Genomic DNA, 17,196 nt, shown 5'->3' with positions numbered 1-17,196 from the left:
ATGTCAGACCCCATCCAAGACAACAAATACGTCGAGCTCAAGTACCGGGTGATCGACGCGAAGACCGGGGGCGTCCTGACCTCGGTGGACTTCCCGCTCGGCTATGTGCACGGTGTCAACGACGTGCTGTCCGCTCAGGTCATGGCGGAGTTGGAAGGGAGGACGGCGGGTGAGACGATCTCGGTCGAACTGGACTGCGAGCAGATCTTCGGACCCCGAGACGAGTCCCTCGTCGTGACCGACTATCTCGAGAACGTGCCGGAGGAGTACCGCGAGGTCGGCACCACCGTCGTGATGCAGAACGACGCAGGTCAGACCAAGCATTTCCTGGTCACGCGGATCGATGAGAAGACCCTCACCGTTGATGGCAACCATCCGCTCTGCGGACGTCAGGTGGTCTTCGAGCTCGAGATCCTCGCGGTCCGTGATGCGACCGAGGCGGAGATCGCCGCCGGTGGCAAGGTCGAATCCAGACCCGAGCTCGCCGGCGTCAAACCGGTGCCGCTCTGACGTCGGGCTCACACAGGGCCTCTGCAAAGGGTAAGAGCGCATGCAGCTGAAACTCGAGTCGACTGTCTTCGAAGAGCAACAGGTACTACTCGTTCGGGAGCTGGTCCAGAGCATCCACGTCAAGCTGCAAGAGGCCGGTCTGACTGGGACTCAGCTCGAAGAGACTACCGCGAGCATCGCGTTCAGCGTCGCCAGCACCTTGGACGATAACGCCGCGATCGAGGTCGACGGGACCGAGGTCCATCCGTACCTGACCTTTCGCACCGAGGATGAAGCGCTGATCCACTGTGGCGAGAATTCGTACCTGCATGAGTTCGTCTACGAGGTTCTGCAGGCGATGTTTCAGAAATGACCCGAACCGGCGTTCGGCCGAACCGGGACGCGCGGGCCGCGGTCGATCGCGCTCGGATTCGCTGACCACGCGGGGCGTCGCCTTATGCCGGGCACACCCCGTTGATCCTGTAACGGCATATCGAGAGAGGATAAGCCAATGAGCCAAGCACCCAAGAGCAGACCCAAGGTTCCGGAGGGCCGGGCGCGGTTCTACACCACCAAGCAGATGGCGGCGAACGAGAAGGGCTTCGTCGGCTACGAGACCGTTTGGGACAACCTCCAGAAGGAGGTCGAGTACAAGAAACCGAAGCGCCCCTGACCGAGCCGCTGAGACGACTCGCTCGCTCGTTGCAGGAAGCGCTGATCCACTCAGCGCTTCCTGCCAACCGCTGGCGTTGTGGTGGCCGTTGATCCGGCCGCGCCTTCTTGGGCGAGTCGGCAGGTCAGAGGCCTTGCCGTCTGCTTCGATTCGCGCGGCGCCGCCATTGCGGCATGGCGGCGCGGTCCCGACGACTCACTGGATCGACTGGTAGTAGTCCATCAGGATCTGAGCGACCTCGGGCCGAGAGAATTCCGCCGGCGGCGCCTCGCCGCGCCCGAGCATCTCTCGAACCTTGGTGCCGGACAATAGGACGAAGTCCTCTTTGGTGTGATCCGGCGCGTCACACATCATCACGACCCGCTCGAGCTTCTTCGAATAGGCCGTATGGTCGGCTCGGAAGATCTCGATGTCGAGTACCCCTGCGGGCACCTCTTCGTCGAAGATGGTCTGGGCGTCGAAGGCGCCGTAGTAATCGCCGACGCCGGCGTGATCGCGCCCGACGATGAAATGGGTCGCTCCCATGTTCTGGCGGAAATAGGCATGCAGCACCGCCTCGCGCGGTCCCGCATAGAGCATGTCGAAGCCGTAGCCGGTGATCATGACCGTGTTCGGCGGGAAATAGAGCTCGGCCATCTTGCGGATCGCGGCGTCACGGACCGGGGCTGGGATATCACCGGGCTTCAGCTTTCCGAGCAGCATGTGGACCACGACGCCGTCGCCTCCGACGGCGTCCATCGCCATCTTGCAGAGCTCTTCATGGGCTCGGTGCATCGGATTGCGGGTTTGAAACGCGACGACCTTGTTCCAGCCCCGTTCCTGGATCTCATGGCGGATCTCGACCGCCGTTCGGAAGGTGTCCGGGAAGTCGTTCTGGAAATAGGAGAAGTTCAGCACTTGGATCGGTCCAGAGAGGGCTATTCGGCCTTGACTGTTGAAGGTCTTCACGCCCGGGTGCTCGGAGTCGTTCGTCCGATAGACCTTCTCGGTCATCAGCGCCATCTGCTCATCGGACACCTCTTCGATCGCTTCGACATCCATCACCGCCAGAATCGGGTTGCCCTCGACATTCGGGTCGCGCAGGGCGATCCGTCGGGAGCCACGTATCGCATCGTCTGACTCCAGCAGGCACAGGACCGGGACTGGGAAGAAGCGGCCATCGGTCATCCGCATCGTCTCGGCGACGCTGACCGCATCGGCAACGTTCATAAAGCCCTCGAGAGGGCTGAAATAGCTGGCACCCATCATCACCGCGTTGGCTGCGGCCTGAGAACTGACCATCACCGAGGGTAGGGATTCAGCCTCCTGGGTCAGCTGATGGTGACGTTCGGGGTCATAGACGAACCGCGGTTGAAGCTCGTCTGAGCCGATTGGCTTGATCATGAGTTGGCCTCCCAAGCGTGAAGAACGGACGGTAATGACGCCTCGCGGGTGATCGATGCTGTCTTGGTTCTGACTTGTAAGCCCTTGTTAAATCGAAATAAATCAGAGCAGGACTGAACGCGCGGGCAGTCGAGCTGTTAAACTATCAGAATATTCAAGGTTTGGCTCAGGGTTTCTTTTTATTCCACAAATGATGCATTTATGGGCAACGAGCGCGATCGGTTCGAACGCTGATGCCAGCGGTGACGGCGGCGTTCGCATCGGCGATCGTTGGGCTGCAATGGCTGCTGGGCAGGCGGTCGCGTCGAAAGCACCGCAACCACAAGAGTTGACCGATGCCTGAAGCAACGCTTGCGGATGCAGCGCCTCTGAGCCGATGCCGGACGCCAACCCTCGCGGTCGTGGTCCCGACCTATAACGAGGCCGAAAACGTGCCAATCCTGGTCGCGCGCTTGGAACAGGCGCTCGCCGGCATCGACTGGGAGCTGATCTTTGTCGATGATGACTCGCCCGATGGGACCGCACAGCGCGTCCGCGCGATCGCGTGCACCAATCCGCATCTGCGCGTGCTCCAGCGCATCGGTCGTCGCGGGCTCTCGTCGGCCTGTATCGAGGGGATGCTCGCGACCTCGGCCCCTTTCGTCGCTGTGATGGACGCCGATCTGCAGCACGATGAGGGGCTGCTGCCGGAGATGCTGCGGCTGCTGCGGAGCGAGCCGCTCGATCTCGTCGTGGGCAGCCGTTATGTCTCGGGCGGGGAGGTTGGCACCTGGGATCGCCGCCGCGCATCGATGAGCCGGCTCGCGACCAGGCTCGGACAGCGCCTCATCAAGGCCGACCTCAAGGATCCAATGAGCGGATTCTTCATGCTTCGCGCCGAGGTGCTGCAGGGGTGTGTCCGGGATATGAGTGCGGTCGGCTACAAGATCCTGCTCGACCTCTTCGCAACCCATCCTGGGCCGCTGCGCTTTCGCGAGCTGCCATATCGGTTTCGGCCGCGCGAGGCGGGCCAGAGCAAGCTCGATAACGCGGTCCTCTGGGAGTACCTGTTGATGTTGATCCAGAAATGGATCGGTCCAATGATCCCGGCACGCTTCATCGCATTCTCGCTGATCGGTGCCTCCGGTGTGCTGGTGCACATGCTGGTGCTCTGGCTCGCGTTCAAGCTGGCTGGCAGCAGCTTTCTCGTCGGCCAGACCATTGCGGCACTGGTCGCGATGACCAGCAACTTCTTCCTGAATAATCTCTTGACCTATAGCGACATGCGCCTCAGGGGCTGGGACCTGCTGCGCGGCTGGCTGTCGTTCGTCGCGGCATGCAGCATCGGCGCCCTGGCCAATGTCGGCATCGCGAGCTGGCTGTTCCAGGCCCATTCGTTCTGGGTCCTGTCGGCGCTGGCGGGCATATTGGTCGGTGCGGTCTGGAACTACGCGGTCACGGCCGTTTACACCTGGAAGCGGCCGAAGGCTGCCTAGGGAAGCGCTGATCGATCAGCGCTTCCCGATCGCGCTCGAGGCTCAGGCTAGGATCGGAAACATTTTGCAACAGTCGGTTGCAGTTGCGGGCCGAATCGATATTGGATTTATATAAGTAAACGCTAATATATAGGCATCGATATCACTTTTGGGATTTGCCAAAGATGCCTCATCCATTGTCATTCTCTGCTGGACTTGCCTTGTTGACGCTCAGCGCCGGAAACCTGCTGGCGCACGACGGCGAGGTTGGTGGCAACGGCCCCTTCTCACCTGCGACCGTCGTCGACGCGGCACAGTTGCAGTGCATCGAGCCGACCTCGAATCCGTTCCCGACGCAAGCCATGGCGATGGCATTCGCCGACTACCTGCGTTGGACCAAGGCTCAAGGCCTGAGCCGGCTGGCCGCGTTCAAGGTCCTTGCCGACCCTGCTTATGCCGGCGGTATCGAGCTGCCGAGCGAGGAGATGGCGAACCAGTTCCAAGACTACCTCGACTGGACCGAACAGCAGGGGCTGAGCCGGTTCTATGCGTTCAATGTGACCAACTTCGATTAACGCGCCGCTATCCGGCCGTGTGTCCTCAGACCCTGCATCGGCTCGACCGGTGCGGGGTCTCGGCGCTTGGGCATGGCATCGCGATGTTGCATCCGAGGGGAATCTCCGCTAGGTTCGCGAGCACAATTGGCCTAATGAATCGATGGAAACCGGCTGCCATGCCTGTTGCCCGGGCCGCGCGCCTCCCCGCCGATTGAATGCACCACTGAACTCGAGGGCCTCCGATGCGCATCCTGCTCACTGCCGCCTTTGTAGCCGTCAGCCTCATCAGTGCCGCAGGTGCGGTTGCGGATGAGCCGACGGTGATCAAGTTCTCCCACGTCGTTGCTGAGAATACGCCCAAAGGCCTGATGGCCCAGCGTTTCCAAGAGCTGGTCGCCGAGAAGACCGATGCCGAGATCGAGGTCGAGGTCTACCCGAATTCACAGCTGTTCGGCGACGACAAGGTGCTCGAGGCGATGCTCTTGGGCGACGTCCAGATGGCCGCCCCGGCGCTGTCGAAGTTCAGTCGTTACACCGACGTGCTCGCGCTCTACGATCTGCCGTTCCTGTTCGAGGATTTGGACGCGGTCGATCGGTTCCAGCAAAGCGAAGAGGGGCAGGCGATGCTCAATGCAGTTGCCGACAAGGGTCTGATCGGGCTTGGTTATCTGCACAACGGCATGAAGCAGCTGTCGGCGAGCAAGCCGCTGCGCGTCCCCGAGGATGCCGAAGGTCTGAAGTTTCGCATCATGTCGTCCGATGTGCTCGAGGCGCAGTTCGAGGTGCTCAATGCGGCCCCGCTGAAGAAGCCCTTCTCGGAGGTCTTTACGCTGCTCCAGACCAAGGCGATCGATGGGCAGGAGAACACCTGGTCGAACATCTATTCGAAAAAGTTCTTCGAGGTCCAGCCCTATATCACCGAATCCAACCACGGTCTGCTCGACTATATGGTCGTGACCTCGAAGGAGTTCTGGTCCAGGCTCACTGACGAGCAGCGCACCGAGGTCAAGGCGGCGCTCGATGAGGCGCTTGCCTACGGTAACCAGATTGCCCGGGACAAGGCGATCGAGGACAAAGAGAAGATTGCTGAGTCTGGCCGCACCGAGATCATTGAGCTCACCCCAGAGCAGCGCGCCCAGTGGGTCGAGGCGATGAGGCCGGTCTGGCGGCAGTTCGAAGACGATATTGGGGCTGAACGGATCGAGGCCGCTTATCGGTCCAACGATGACTGACCGGTGCTGCGCCGCCTGATCGACCAGGCTGAGGAGTCGGTCATCTCGTTGCTGCTGGTGGCGATGACGCTGCTGGTCTTCTACGAGGTGATCCTGCGCTTCGGCTTCGGCACCGGCCTCAGCTGGGGCCAGGAGGCGACGCTGCACCTGTCCGCCTGGTTCGTGCTATTCGGTGCGTCCTATGGGATCAAGGTCGGCGCGCACATCGGCGTCGACGCCTTCGTGCGCCTGTTGCCGCCGTTGGGGCAGCGCCTCATCAGTGCACTGGCGATCCTGTTGTCGCTGGTCTACTGCGGCTTATTCCTCTATGGGTCTTGGGTCTACTTGGCCAAGATGCATTTGATCGGCATCGAGCTCGAGGATATCCCGATCCCAGCCTGGCTCGCGCACGGTATCCTGTTGGTCGGCTTTGCGCTGTTATCGCTGCGACTGTTGGGACTGCTGTATCGGGTGGCGCGCGGCTCGGCCACCGGATTCCAAAAGGCCGGGGAAGCGGAGCAGAGCCTGCGGCTTGCCGACGAGTTGAAGCGGGACGAGGTGGGGTCCAACGCGGAGCGCGCGAGTTGACCACGGCGGCGCTGTTCCTGCTGCTGTTCGGCTGCATGTTGCTGGGTATGCCGATCGCGATCGCGCTCGGCTTCTCCAGTATCGTCACCATCCTGCTGTTCTCGGACGATTCGCTCGCGTCGATCGCACTCAAGCTCTTCGAGGCGTTGTCGGCCCATTACACCCTGCTCGCGATCCCGTTCTTCATCCTCTCGTCGCAGTTTCTATCGACCGGCGGGGTGGCCAAGCGGCTGATTCGATTCGCCGTTGGTGCGGTCGGTCACATCAAGGGCGGCCTGGCAATGGCCTCGGTGCTGGCCTGCATGCTGTTTGCTGCGGTCTCCGGCTCGTCGCCGGCGACCGTGGCGGCGATCGGAACCATCGTCATCGCCGGGATGGTCAAATCCGGCTATCCGAAGGCCTTTGCGTCCGGCGTCATCACCAACGCCGGCACCCTCGGTATCCTGATCCCACCCTCGATCGTGATGCTGGTCTATTCGGCCGCGACCGAGGTCTCAGCGGCCAAGATGTTCATGGCGGGCTTTATCCCGGGGCTGATGATGGGCGGCCTATTGATGGTCGCGATCTACATCGTTGCCCGCATCAAGCGGCTGCCGGCGCAGCCTTGGCCGGGTTTCCGCGAGGTCGGCGCCGCCGCATTCAGTGCGTCCGGGGGCATCCTGCTGATCGTGATCGTGCTCGGCTCGATCTACGGCGGCGTCGCGAGCCCCACCGAGGCGGCCGCGGTCTCGGCCGTCTACGCCTTCTTGGTTGCGGTGGTCGGCTACCGCGATATGGGGCCGCTGAAGGAGACGCCTTGGCGCCGCGCCGGTGAGAGAATCGGTGCACTACTGCTGCGTCACACCTGGCAAGTCCCGCTCGCGATCGCCCAGAGCGTCGTGCATCCGGAGGTGCGCAAGACGGTGCTGGATGCGTCCAAGGTCAGCATCATGCTGCTATTCATCATCGCCAACGCGATGCTGTTTGCGCACGTGCTGACTACCGAGCGCATCCCGCATCAGATCGCCGAGACCATCGTCTCACATGGCCTCGAGCCCTGGATGTTCCTGATCGTGATGAACCTGCTGCTGTTGGCGGCCGGCAATTTCATGGAACCTTCGGCGATCCTGCTGATCATGGCGCCGATCCTGTTCCCGATCGCGACCCAGCTCGGGATCGACCCGATCCACCTCGGCATCATTATGGTGGTCAACATGGAGATCGGCATGCTGACACCACCGGTTGGGCTGAACCTATTCGTCACCGCCGGGATCACCGGCGAGTCGATCGGTTGGGTGATCAAGGCGGTGCTGCCCTGGATGCTGCTCTTGCTGTTGTTCCTGATGCTGATCACCTATATCCCATCGATCTCGCTGTTTCTGCCGGATTATCTCGATCGCCTCCAGGGGTACGGTTGAGGTGGTTGGCCTGCGGTTGATCGGGTTTATCCATGATCTGCGGCGCCATCTCGGACATCCGCGGCCGGTTGCTGACCGAGCTGTGAACCGGGTGAGGGCCCACAATCGGTGCGAGCGCAAGCCCTTGATCATCCACCATGGGGTTGCGCGCTCGGCTGCATTTGCGCAGATGCTGGTTGCGAGTGCAGCGCTTGAGCGTTAGCCTTGCTGCACCGCACCATGCGCAGGACGCTCCATCTTGGTCAAACTTGACCACGGGATTGACAGACCCTATCAACCCGCTCGGCGAGCCTGAATAAGCTGCGGAGTTTTAGGGCTCGTACAGGACATCCTGTTAGGGCTTCTAAGCCGAGAGATTGATGAGGCGAGCGAACCCTCGCTGAACGATAGGGTCGTATTCGGTTGGCGCTGGCGGATGGATCGCTCGACATCGCTCTGCGCTGTAGCGGCTGACATCCGCTGCAGCGACGGAACCGGACGCGCCCCTTCGTCACTGACCTGCTCGGTGCCGCTTGTCTGAGGGGGTCTGTCCGGCGACGCAACAGGATGCTATGTTCTCTTTTCTGGCCCTTTCGATGATGCCGTTTCACTGTTGGTAAGCGAGCCCTTCATGGCGAATTCTCGGCCTGTATTCCTAGATCTCTGGCGCATCCGTTTGCCGATCCCGGGGGTCGTCTCGATCTTGCACCGAGTGAGCGGCGTGCTGCTTGTGTTGGCAATCCCGGCCTTTGCGGTCTTGTTCGCGCAGGCGCTTTCGGGGCCGAACGGCTTTGGCTCCGCGGCGGCGATTGGCGGCAGCCCGCTCGGCAAACTGGTATTGTTGGTGCTGTCCTGGGCGTTGCTGCACCACCTGCTGGCAGGGCTTCGCTACCTGGCGCTCGATCTCGGTTGGGGCCTGGATCGGCCAACCGCGCGCAAGAGTGCTTGGGCGACCCTCTATGCTGCGATCGCAGTGACTTTGGCCGGCGCGGCGGTGCTGCTGTGAGCCGCCGGGCATCAGGCTTGAAGGCCTGGATCATCCAAAGGGTCAGTGCGGTCTACCTCGCGCTGTTCGGTCTCTACCTTGCGCTCGTTTTTGCTGTTGCGCCGCCGCAGGATCATCTCGAGCTCGCCGCATGGGCGACGTCGCCCTGGGTCGCAGTGGGACTGCTGGTCTTTATACCCGTGCTGCTCGCGCACGCCTGGGTCGGCATTCGCGATGTACTGATCGACTACGTGAAGCCGATCGGGCTCCGCGTTGCGTTGCTGTCGCTGATGGCGCTCCTATTCCTCGCCTCCGGTCTGTGGGCGCTGCAGGCCTTGATCCTGATTCAGGTAGATTGAACCGATGGCCGCTGTCCGCTCACTCCCCCACCGGCATTTCGATGCGCTGATCATTGGCGCCGGCGGCGCTGGGCTCAACGCGGCCCTGCGCCTCGCCGATGCCGATCTGCGTGTCGCTGTGGTCTCGAAGGTCTTTCCGACCCGCTCGCACACGGTTGCCGCGCAGGGGGGCGTCAACGCGGCGCTGGCCAATGCGCTGCCAGACGATTGGCATTGGCACATGTTCGATACCGTCAAGGGGTCCGACTATCTTGGTGATCAGGATGCGATCGAGACCATGTGCCGGGAGGCGATTCCGACCGTCTACGAGCTCGAGCATGCCGGTGTGCCGTTCTCGCGGCTCGATAACGGGCGGATCTATCAGCGCGCCTTTGGCGGCCAGAGCCAGCACTTCGGCGGGGAGCAGGCGGCGCGGACCTGTGCGGCAGCCGATCGGACTGGCCACGCGATCCTGCACACGCTCTATCAGCAGAACCTGCGTGCCAAGACGCATTTCTTCGACGAGTATTTCGCGGTCGATCTGATTCGGGATGATGAAGGGGCGATCCTCGGAGCGCTGGTGCTCGACATCGAGAGCGGTGAGCCGCTGGTGATCGCATCCAAGACCACATTATTGGCGACGGGTGGCCACGGCCAGGTCTACCGCACGACCACCAACGCCTTCATCAACACCGGCGACGGGATGGCGATGGCGTTACGCGCCGGCGTGCCGTTACAGGATATGGAGTTCTATCAGTTCCACCCGACCGGCGTCGCCGGAAAGGGGATGCTGATTACCGAAGGCGCGCGGGGCGAAGGCGGTTACCTGATCAACAGCGACGGGGAGCGCTTCATGGAGCGTTACGCGCCGCATGCGCTCGATCTTGCCAGCCGCGACGTGGTCTCGCGCTCGATCGTCACCGAGATCCGGGAGGGCCGCGGCTGCGGGCCGAACAAGGACTATTTGCTGCTCAAGGTCGATCATCTCGGCGCCGACGTGGTCCATCAACGCCTGCCCGGCATTACCGATATCTGCCGTGTCTTTCTTGGCATCGATCCGGCCAACGAGCCGATTCCGGTGTTCCCGACCGCGCACTATGCGATGGGCGGCATCCCGACCGACCGTTATGCACGGGTGGTCGCGCCGGCGCGGCATGGGCCTGAAGAGGTGGTGCCGGGGCTCTATGCGGCCGGCGAATGCGCCTGCGTATCGGTTCATGGCGCCAATCGGCTCGGCGGCAATTCGCTGCTCGACATCCTCGTCTTTGGCCGTGCCGCTGGCACCGACATCCTAAGCTACGTTGCCGAGAACCCGCATCATCGGCCAATGCGGGAGGCCTACCTGGAACCGTCACTGGACCGGTTGTCGCGCTGGGAACGCCGAGGCGAGGGCGAGCGGGCAGCCGATCTCAAGGCCGAGCTCCGCCGGCTGATGGAAGAGCACTGTGGTGTCTTCCGCGACCAGGCGACGATGGCGGAAGGGGTCGAGAAGCTCAAGGGACTGCGTGCGCGAGTCGAGAACGCGCGGCTCCGGGACCATAGCCAGACCTTCAACACCGCGCGGATCGAGGCACTGGAGCTCGATAACCTGGTCGATGTCGGGATGGCAACGCTGATGTCGGCGCTGCATCGCGATGAGAGCCGCGGCGCCCATTCGCGCGTCGACCACCCAGAGCGCGACGACGAGCGTTGGTTGAAGCACAGTCTCTATCTGCGCGAGGGGGACCGGATGGATTACAAGCCGGTGCGGACCAAGCCGCTGACGGTCGACTCCTTTCCGCCGAAACCGCGTGTCTATTGACGGGGGTCGTCAGGAAGCCCGGGGTCGCTAGGCTGGGAACTCTGGCGAAGGCAGGATCTCCGAAGCATCGACAGCAACTAGATCATCGATATCATCGACCCCCATGACCGCAATCCGCCTCTCCGTCTACCGCTATCAGCCGGACAGCGAGCCGAGCGCTTCGAACGCCCCCAAGTCGGACTCCGAGTCTGACCCCAGGCGGCCCAAGCCCTATATGCAGACCTTCGAGGTCCAGGCGCAGCCTGGGATGATGCTGCGCGAGGCACTGCTCGCGATCAAGGAACAGGACGAGACCTTCGCGTTTCGGCATTCATGCGGGGAGGGGGTCTGTGGCTCCGACGGGGTCAATGCCAACGGCACCAACTGTCTCGCGTGCATTACCCCGATTGCCGACCTGAAACAGCCGATCCAGGTGCGGCCGTTGCCGGGCCGACCAGTGATCCGGGACCTGGTCGTCGATATGACCCAGTTCTACGAGCAGTATCGGGCTGTCGATCCTTACCTGATCCGCAAGGACCCGCTGCCGGAACAGGAGATTCGGCAGTCGCCCGCGGACCGTGACAAGCTCGATGGGCTCTACGAATGCATCCTGTGCGGTTGCTGCTCGACCGCCTGCCCGTCGTTCTGGTGGAACCCGGACAAATTTCACGGTCCTGCGGCGCTGCTGCAGTCGTGGCGCTTCCTGGCGGACAGCCGCGACCAGGCTACCGACGAGCGGCTCGATGCGCTCGAGGGGCCCTACAAACTGTTCCGTTGTCACAGCATCATGAACTGCGTCGAGGTCTGCCCAAAGGGTTTGAACCCGACTCAAGCCATCGGCCGGATCAAAGAGCTGATGCTCGAGCAATCGGTTTGAGCAGCGACGAGGGCAAGACGGCGAGCGATGTCGAGACGCTCGCTCGGGGTGGCTCGATCGAAAGTGGCTCGCTGGCGTCTCGTGCTCCGAGGGGCAGTGGGCTGACCTCAGAGCAGCAAGTGACCGATCAGGAAAGGATGCGTCTGCGCTGGCAGTGCCGGCGTGGGATGCTCGAGCTCGACCTGTTGCTCAACCGTTTCCTGGATTCGGGCTATGCGGCTCTGGACGGCCAGGGTCGGGCCGATTTCGTCCGTTTGCTCGGCTATTCGGACCAGATCCTGCAGGACTGGCTCGTCGGTCAAGCCGTCCCGGCAGACCCGGCCTTGTGCAGGCTGATCACCGCAATCCAGCACGCGATGCGCGCGCGCGAGCCGTGACCTGGTGCACGTCGGTACGGGCTGCGGCCTTTACGGGCGACTTTTGGATGGTATCGATGAGCCGCTTCGTGGCGGGCCGGTCGGTCCGATTCGCGCTCAACCCAGGCGCCAGGACTCGGCTGCTGGCGGCTCCGGAACCGGACGCCCGATAAAGTAGCCCTGGGCGAAATCGACCCCCAGGTCGCAGAGTACCTTGAGGATGGCCTCGGACTCGACGAACTCGGCCACGACCTTCTTGTCCGTTGCGTGGGCCATCTCGGTGACAGCCCTGACAAAGATTCGGTCTTCCAGGTTTCGGTCGAGCGCGCGAATGAAGCTGCCGTCGATCTTGACCGCCTCGACTGGTAGTTGCTTTAGGTAGGCGTAGGAGGCGAATCCGCTACCGAAGTCATCGAGCGCGAACCGGCAACCGAGAGCTCGCACGCTCTCGATGCGCGCAACGGCGCTGCTGATGTTGTCGATTGCAATCGTTTCGGTGATCTCGAGCGTGAGGCGCTTGGGGTCGATCCGTGCCACCTCGATCAGCCTTGCAATGTCGCTGTTCAGCGATATGTCTCCAAGTGCCTTTGCGGATAGGTTGATCGATAACGACAAATGGGGCTGCTGTTGGAGGAGGCGAATCGCTTCGGCCATGACCCAGCGGTCGATGGCGCTGATCAGGCCGGTGCGCTCGGCGATCGGGATGAACTCGTTCGGTGCAGCGATGCGTCCATCAGTCAGCCTGATGCGCAATAGGCCTTCGGCTCGCCAGACTCGCCGTTCTGGAAGCTCCATGATCGGCTGATAATAGAGCTGCAATCGACTGGAGCTCAGTGCCTCGGTGATTTCGCGGCTCCAGATGACGCGTGCGTTCGCTTGGGCGCGTGCCGAATCATCCTCCGAGTAGAAATGATAGCGCCGACGCTGCCCTGACTTGGCTTGATACATGGCCAGATCGGCATTGGCCATCAGCGTTTGGGTATCGACGCCATGATCGGGAAAGACGGCGATGCCAATGCTCGCCGAGACCTGATGGCGATGCGTGCCCGCGCGGACGCTGGTTGAACTGATCTGCTCCTGCAGCCGTTCCGCAATCCGCGCAATCTCGTCGGGCTCGGTGTCATTGAGCAGCACTGCGAACTCGTCGCCGCCGAAGCGGCCGACCTTGTCGTGCTCGGAGAGGCTCGCGACCAGCCGCTTGGCCATCCGCTTGAGCAGGCGGTCGCCAGCCTGATGTCCACTGGTATCATTGACATCCTTGAAGTGATCGAGGTCGATGAAGAGCAGTGCACCGTGTCTTCCGTGCTCTTGTGCGCGGGATACCGCTTGCGCAAGCTCATGATCAAAGCGGCGACGGTTCAGCAACGCGGTAAGCGGGTCGTGGTCGGCCAGCCAAAGCAACTCTTGACGCGCCGCTTCGCGCTCCTCCTGCATCCTTGCCATGCGTTGATTGAGGGTATTGGTGACAGTGATGGTTTCGTCGATCTCGTCGCGTAACCCGGTGCGTGCTCGAGCCGGCGGCAGCTGATCCGCCAGTGTGTCGAAGCGGTTCTCCGCCAAGAGTGGCAGCAGCTGTGAGAGCCTTCGGATGCGAGTGACCGGCCCCTGCATGGTCAGCAGCAGGAGCAGCTCGGCCATCAGTAGGCCGAGTAGACCGATGAGCAGGCTATTCCTCGACATCTGCCGAATAGCATGACGGTCGTCGGTTGTCTGGTTGATGACAAAGCTGACTAAGCCGACCCCGTTTGGATCGTTACGGAACACCTCATACCAGTGCTCATTGAACTCGATCGCGAGCGGGTAGGATGGATCGGTTGCGAGCAACGATGCCGCTGGTACTGATTGTAGGACCGGCAAAACCTGTTGCGGCTGCGTGGCGCCCACAAAGTTGAATGGCGATTCTGTTGAGGCCGTCTCCGCGTCATCTCGCTCGTCGATCGCCGCGATCGCGAGATCGGCTTCAGTCAGCTCACTGAACGCCAACAGAATGCTCGCCATGGAACGGCCGAGCACCAGGCTGCCGGCCGTCTCGCCCTGCCACAGAACCGGCGACGCGAGAAATTGCCGGCATGCATCCTGATCGCATAACAGCTGCTGCGTGATCTGCTCTGGCTGTTGTTCGATCTCGCGCACGAGCAACGACGGCAGCGTCCTGGCTTCTGGCGGCCAAAGTGCCAGGGGCTCACCATCGATTGGCAGCCAGTGCACCGAACGGATATCCCATTCGAGATCGAGCATGCTGCCGTCGAGCTGAAGCGCCTCGCTTAGGTGATCAAAGATCGTTGCTTTATCGGAGACCGAAGCGAGTCGCGGCACCATACTCGCCAGACGCGCCATCTGCTGGTAGCGATCAGCGATCAGGGCCGTGAAGTGCTCAGCTTGACGATGTCGAAGATCGGCCTGATCCCGTTCGAACTGATCGATCAAGATGGCATGGGCATAGAGTGTGAGCGAGATGATGACCGCGGCAAGGGTGAGGCTGATGCCGATCAGGACCTTCCAACGCAGGCCGAGAAAAGGACGATGATCGGCTTGCGACGAGCACAGGCGCTGCTTGAGATCGCTCATGGATGCTCAGAAACGAAACGCTGCTTGAATGGCGAATAGATCCCAGTGTTTGTCGAAGCGCCGGAAGTCTGGGTTCTCAATCTCTGATAGGATGAAGTTGCCGTTGTGGCGCTGATATTCGGCCCGCAGCATCCATTGACGTGAGATATCCCAACGTAGCCCTAGGCTGAGGATTCGGGATGAGCTCGCCTGACTGGGGATCATCCCCTGCGTAAGCCGTTCGAGCTGGGTGCCGTCGCGGTCATCCCGGTCGGCGAACCCTTCCTCGTAGCGGAGCATCAGCTCGAATGGCTGGGCTAGTCGGTAGGTCAGCTGGGCATAATAACCTTCCGTGGTCTGGTTGCGGTTTGGCCGCACTGGCGAGAAATCGCGCCATCTCGTCGGGAGACCCATGTACTCAGAAGAGATTGTCCAATTGGGTCCGTTGTACTGGGCGGAAGCGATCCAATAGAGGAGATCGACCGTCGGCGTCTTTGGTGTCAAGCGCCAATCCTGCTGTAGCGCGATTGCTGCTCCGCTCAACCCGAGCTTGAGCCTTTCGGCGGGGGACTGGAACCAGAGGCTCGCCAACCAGCTGTTCTCCCGGTCTTTCATCTGACCTGGTATGTTACTGCGCAGTAACGCAGCCTCGACATTCTCGTCGATCACTGGGCGTCCGCTCGCCAGCGTCGCTGAGAGCGTGCCGAAGGGCCGATAGAGCTCGCCGTAGAGCTGTACGCCATCGGTAGACAGTACTAGGTTGCGCACCTTGTGGAAATAGACCACCTGGGGCAGAAAGATACCGGGACGGGTGAACGGGACGTCTCGCGTCTCGTTATAGAGGCCGAGTCGGTTCTTCATCCGCCCGATGCGTAATCCGGCACGATGGGTGTCAGTGGCGATGAGGTTGATGTCGGCAAGTGCGAAGTCCAGCTCTGGCGAGCCATCACTCATCTCGCCGGCGCGGCGCGAAAGGGCTTGCGCGGCCAACAGCAGCCGAGGATTCAGGCGCCAAGAGGCAGTGACACCGATCTCGGTGAAATCGAACGAGGTGTCAGGGCTGTTTCCATAGAAGCGGTTGGCGCTGGTCTGGACCGCTCCCTGACTGGCAAAGCCATGCAGTTGAAGGTTTCCACTGAGATCGGCATGGGCGCAAGTGCTTGCAAGCAGGCCGGCACAGGCCGCAGCGATGAGACGGAAGTAGACCAAGGTTATTGGACCTCGATGACCTTGACCCCGGGAACGTCCCGTTGATCGCTGATGTAACCAATCGCGCCAACGGTCTGGCGGACGCGCTCGATCATCTCGTCCTCGTTTGCCACCTCCCGCGGCGCCTGACCGGTTCCGGAGAAGACTTGGCGATCCCAGGTGCGTCTGAGCTGATAGGGATAGACCTGCAGGGCACCCTTGGCGAAGGATTGATGCAGGGAGGTGTCATCCGGCAGCACGAAGACCGTCACCGGCTTCTGGTTGCGCCATTGGTTGATTCGCATCGTAAAGATCAACCGAGCGCGATTGCGGTCGATCGCGCTGACCTCGGTTTCGGGGTTGACGATGATCTGCTGAGCGCTCGGTGCCTCGGGAAGCCATGCCGCTGCAAGCAGGGACACGAGTACCCAATGTCGGCATCTCTGCTGCCACGGACCCCGGCTGGTTGGGCGGACCTTTGGATGAGGCGGCAGGGTCACGTCAGATCAGTTGGACTCAGGGGCCTGAGAAAAGGTCGGCGATTCCGCTGGGGGTCGGCGATCATGCCGACAGGTTAGAGCCTGATGGCGTCTCGGTCAAAGCCGCTCAACGCAGTTTTTTGCTCCAGGGCTGGCCGCTCGTCGCGATAACTGTTTATAATGACAGTTCGCCTCGGCGACATTACGCGAGTGAACGCCATGTCCGATCCACTGACACCGCGCCAGCGCCAGATCCTGGCCTTCATTCAGCAACGCTTGCGCGAGACCGGCTATCCGCCGACTCGGGCCGAGATTGCCAAGGCCTTTGGGTTCCGCTCGGTGAACGCCGCTGTGGATCATTTGAAGGCGCTTGCCCGGCAAGGGGCGATCGCGCTACAGCCGGGTGCGTCGCGAGGCATCAAGCTGCTTCAGGGCGCCGATGAACCGAGCCTCGACCCGGGGCTGCGGCTGCCCGTCGTTGGACGTGTAGCGGCTGGCAGCCCGATTCTCGCTGAAGAGCATATCGAGGACTATCACGCCGTCGATCCGGCGCTGTTTCATCCTCGAGCCGATTATCTGCTGCGGGTGCGCGGCAGCAGCATGCACGAGGCGGGCATCCTGGATGGCGATCTGCTTGCGGTCCATCGTACCCCTGAGGCGCACAATGGCCAGATCGTTGTAGCGCGGCTCGATGACGAGGTGACCGTCAAGCGTTTCCGGCATGACGAGGGTCAACCACATCGGGTGCAGCTATTGCCGGCGAACCCTGAGTTCGCGCCGATCCATCTCGATCTTCGAGAGCGGGCGCTGATCATTGAAGGCCTGGGGGTTGGCGTGCTCCGCTTGGGGCTGGATCAGGGCGAGCCGGGCACGCCGACCGTCACGCCTCGGATAGATGCCTTTTAAAGGCACGCG

18 protein-coding genes are annotated in these 17,196 nt (G+C 61.9%); 14 read left to right on the top strand and 4 right to left on the bottom strand.

Annotated features, from left to right (window positions below):
* The 3 genes from CKO40_RS04275 to CKO40_RS04265 all read left to right on the top strand — a co-directional run bounded on the left by CKO40_RS04275 (position 1) and on the right by CKO40_RS04265 (position 1,162).
* On the top strand, positions 1 to 510 hold the full coding sequence (locus tag CKO40_RS04275) for an FKBP-type peptidyl-prolyl cis-trans isomerase (protein ID WP_200344958.1): 510 nt from the start codon (positions 1 to 3) through the stop codon (positions 508 to 510).
* A gap of 40 nt (positions 511 to 550) precedes the next feature.
* The gene (locus tag CKO40_RS04270) at positions 551 to 862 is read left to right on the top strand and encodes a hypothetical protein (RefSeq protein ID WP_200344957.1); all 312 of its coding nucleotides are present in this window, start codon (positions 551 to 553) and stop codon (positions 860 to 862) included.
* Positions 863 to 1,000: 138 nt separating this feature from the next.
* Positions 1,001 to 1,162, top strand: coding sequence for a hypothetical protein (locus tag CKO40_RS04265; RefSeq protein WP_200344956.1), 162 nt, complete (start codon positions 1,001 to 1,003; stop codon positions 1,160 to 1,162).
* Between the two features lie 195 nt (positions 1,163 to 1,357).
* Here CKO40_RS04265 and sat read toward each other — a convergent pair whose 3' ends face one another.
* A complete protein-coding gene (gene sat, locus CKO40_RS04260) occupies positions 1,358 to 2,545 on the bottom strand; it encodes a sulfate adenylyltransferase (RefSeq protein WP_200344955.1) in 1,188 nt (395 codons plus the stop codon).
* A gap of 335 nt (positions 2,546 to 2,880) precedes the next feature.
* On the opposite strand from sat, the gene CKO40_RS04255 reads away from it, so the two are divergent.
* The 10 genes from CKO40_RS04255 to CKO40_RS25110 all read left to right on the top strand — a co-directional run bounded on the left by CKO40_RS04255 (position 2,881) and on the right by CKO40_RS25110 (position 12,088).
* Entirely contained in the window at positions 2,881 to 4,020 is a 1,140-nt protein-coding gene (locus CKO40_RS04255) for a glycosyltransferase (protein ID WP_200344954.1), read from the top strand.
* Between the two features lie 164 nt (positions 4,021 to 4,184).
* Positions 4,185 to 4,574 carry a hypothetical protein gene (locus tag CKO40_RS04250; protein WP_200344953.1) on the top strand — a complete coding sequence of 130 codons (390 nt, stop codon included), beginning with the start codon at positions 4,185 to 4,187 and terminating at the stop codon, positions 4,572 to 4,574.
* Between the two features lie 224 nt (positions 4,575 to 4,798).
* Positions 4,799 to 5,788, top strand: coding sequence for a TRAP transporter substrate-binding protein (locus CKO40_RS04245; RefSeq protein WP_200344952.1), 990 nt, complete (start codon positions 4,799 to 4,801; stop codon positions 5,786 to 5,788).
* A 3-nt stretch (positions 5,789 to 5,791) separates the two neighbouring features.
* Entirely contained in the window at positions 5,792 to 6,355 is a 564-nt protein-coding gene (locus CKO40_RS04240) for a TRAP transporter small permease subunit (protein ID WP_200344951.1), read from the top strand.
* Positions 6,352 to 7,752, top strand: coding sequence for a TRAP transporter large permease (locus CKO40_RS04235; protein ID WP_200344950.1), 1,401 nt, complete (start codon positions 6,352 to 6,354; stop codon positions 7,750 to 7,752). Before CKO40_RS04240 ends, CKO40_RS04235 begins: the two co-directional genes overlap by 4 nt.
* 610 nt (positions 7,753 to 8,362) lie before the next feature.
* Positions 8,363 to 8,737, top strand: coding sequence for a succinate dehydrogenase, cytochrome b556 subunit (gene sdhC, locus CKO40_RS04230; RefSeq protein WP_200344949.1), 375 nt, complete (start codon positions 8,363 to 8,365; stop codon positions 8,735 to 8,737).
* 17 nt (positions 8,738 to 8,754) lie between these two features.
* Positions 8,755 to 9,075 carry a succinate dehydrogenase, hydrophobic membrane anchor protein gene (gene sdhD, locus CKO40_RS04225; protein ID WP_242476819.1) on the top strand — a complete coding sequence of 107 codons (321 nt, stop codon included), beginning with the start codon at positions 8,755 to 8,757 and terminating at the stop codon, positions 9,073 to 9,075.
* Between the two features lie 4 nt (positions 9,076 to 9,079).
* The gene (gene sdhA, locus CKO40_RS04220; RefSeq protein ID WP_200344947.1) at positions 9,080 to 10,855 is read left to right on the top strand and encodes a succinate dehydrogenase flavoprotein subunit; all 1,776 of its coding nucleotides are present in this window, start codon (positions 9,080 to 9,082) and stop codon (positions 10,853 to 10,855) included.
* 112 nt (positions 10,856 to 10,967) lie between these two features.
* Positions 10,968 to 11,711, top strand: coding sequence for a succinate dehydrogenase iron-sulfur subunit (locus CKO40_RS04215; RefSeq protein ID WP_338074121.1), 744 nt, complete (start codon positions 10,968 to 10,970; stop codon positions 11,709 to 11,711).
* The gene (locus CKO40_RS25110) at positions 11,708 to 12,088 is read left to right on the top strand and encodes an FAD assembly factor SdhE (RefSeq protein ID WP_338074116.1); all 381 of its coding nucleotides are present in this window, start codon (positions 11,708 to 11,710) and stop codon (positions 12,086 to 12,088) included. The genes CKO40_RS04215 and CKO40_RS25110 overlap by 4 nt, the downstream gene beginning before the upstream one ends.
* A gap of 96 nt (positions 12,089 to 12,184) precedes the next feature.
* Here the strand turns inward: CKO40_RS25110 and CKO40_RS04205 are convergent, their stop codons facing one another.
* Genes CKO40_RS04205 through CKO40_RS04195 form a run of 3 tightly spaced genes read right to left on the bottom strand, consistent with a single transcriptional unit; the run spans position 12,185 to position 16,224 of the window.
* On the bottom strand, positions 12,185 to 14,635 hold the full coding sequence (locus CKO40_RS04205) for a putative bifunctional diguanylate cyclase/phosphodiesterase (RefSeq protein WP_200344945.1): 2,451 nt from the start codon (positions 14,633 to 14,635) through the stop codon (positions 12,185 to 12,187).
* Positions 14,636 to 14,641: 6 nt separating this feature from the next.
* Positions 14,642 to 15,823: a hypothetical protein gene (locus CKO40_RS04200; RefSeq protein ID WP_207173392.1), complete on the bottom strand. Its 1,182-nt coding sequence runs from the start codon at positions 15,821 to 15,823 to the stop codon at positions 14,642 to 14,644.
* 2 nt (positions 15,824 to 15,825) lie between these two features.
* Positions 15,826 to 16,224, bottom strand: a complete 399-nt coding sequence (locus tag CKO40_RS04195; RefSeq protein ID WP_200344944.1) for a hypothetical protein — start codon at positions 16,222 to 16,224, stop codon at positions 15,826 to 15,828.
* A gap of 276 nt (positions 16,225 to 16,500) precedes the next feature.
* On the opposite strand from CKO40_RS04195, the gene lexA reads away from it, so the two are divergent.
* Positions 16,501 to 17,187: a transcriptional repressor LexA gene (lexA, locus tag CKO40_RS04190; protein ID WP_200344943.1), complete on the top strand. Its 687-nt coding sequence runs from the start codon at positions 16,501 to 16,503 to the stop codon at positions 17,185 to 17,187.
* The last annotated feature ends 9 nt before the right edge of the window (positions 17,188 to 17,196 follow it).

This window comes from Halochromatium glycolicum, assembly GCF_016584085.1.
Classification (GTDB): domain Bacteria; phylum Pseudomonadota; class Gammaproteobacteria; order Chromatiales; family Chromatiaceae; genus Lamprobacter; species Lamprobacter glycolicus.
Note: the sequence above shows the minus strand (reverse complement) of the source record. Positions and strands in the feature narration are given on the sequence as shown.

Bases quoted from the DNA above. Each gene is read 5' to 3' on its own strand.
- sdhC (WP_200344949.1), top strand. From the start codon at position 8,363: ATGGCGAATTCTCGGCCTGTATTCCTAGATCTCTGGCGCATCCGTTTG.
- lexA (WP_200344943.1), top strand. From the start codon at position 16,501: ATGTCCGATCCACTGACACCGCGCCAGCGCCAGATCCTGGCCTTCATT.
- CKO40_RS04245 (WP_200344952.1), top strand. From the start codon at position 4,799: ATGCGCATCCTGCTCACTGCCGCCTTTGTAGCCGTCAGCCTCATCAGT.
- CKO40_RS04265 (WP_200344956.1), top strand. From the start codon at position 1,001: ATGAGCCAAGCACCCAAGAGCAGACCCAAGGTTCCGGAGGGCCGGGCG.
- CKO40_RS04270 (WP_200344957.1), top strand. From the start codon at position 551: ATGCAGCTGAAACTCGAGTCGACTGTCTTCGAAGAGCAACAGGTACTA.
- sdhA (WP_200344947.1), top strand. From the start codon at position 9,080: ATGGCCGCTGTCCGCTCACTCCCCCACCGGCATTTCGATGCGCTGATC.
- CKO40_RS04275 (WP_200344958.1), top strand. From the start codon at position 1: ATGTCAGACCCCATCCAAGACAACAAATACGTCGAGCTCAAGTACCGG.
- CKO40_RS04205 (WP_200344945.1), bottom strand. From the start codon at position 14,635: ATGAGCGATCTCAAGCAGCGCCTGTGCTCGTCGCAAGCCGATCATCGT.
- sat (WP_200344955.1), bottom strand. From the start codon at position 2,545: ATGATCAAGCCAATCGGCTCAGACGAGCTTCAACCGCGGTTCGTCTAT.
- CKO40_RS04250 (WP_200344953.1), top strand. From the start codon at position 4,185: ATGCCTCATCCATTGTCATTCTCTGCTGGACTTGCCTTGTTGACGCTC.
- CKO40_RS04255 (WP_200344954.1), top strand. From the start codon at position 2,881: ATGCCTGAAGCAACGCTTGCGGATGCAGCGCCTCTGAGCCGATGCCGG.